Origin of the sequence: Flavobacterium silvaticum, from assembly GCF_012911565.1 — a bacterium.
Taxonomy (GTDB): Bacteria; Bacteroidota; Bacteroidia; order Flavobacteriales; family Flavobacteriaceae; genus Flavobacterium; species Flavobacterium silvaticum.
This window is the reverse complement of sequence record NZ_JAAMPU010000010.1, coordinates 1-243: the sequence shown is the minus strand read 5'-3', so window position 1 is coordinate 243 and position 243 is coordinate 1. Positions and strand designations below refer to the sequence as shown.

The following is a 243-nucleotide window of genomic DNA, read 5'->3' as shown; positions in this document are numbered from 1 at the left end:
GAAACCCGCACACCGAAAGACTAAGGTTTCCTCAGCTATGCTAATCAGCTGAGGGTTAGTCGGGTCCTAAGGCGAACCCGAAAGGGACAGTCGATGGCCAACGGGTTAATATTCCCGTACTACTTATAGTTGTGATGGAGTGACGCAGTGATGAAAGTACCGCGAACTGACGGAATAGTTCGTTGAAGGCTGTAGCTATAGATTGGATAGGCAAATCCGTCCGATCTGGCAAAGGCCGATAGT

The 243-nt window shown here is 49.4% G+C and carries 1 rRNA gene; it reads left to right on the top strand.

Annotated features, from left to right (window positions below):
- Positions 1–243 (top strand): 23S ribosomal RNA (locus G6047_RS00020); the annotation flags it as partial.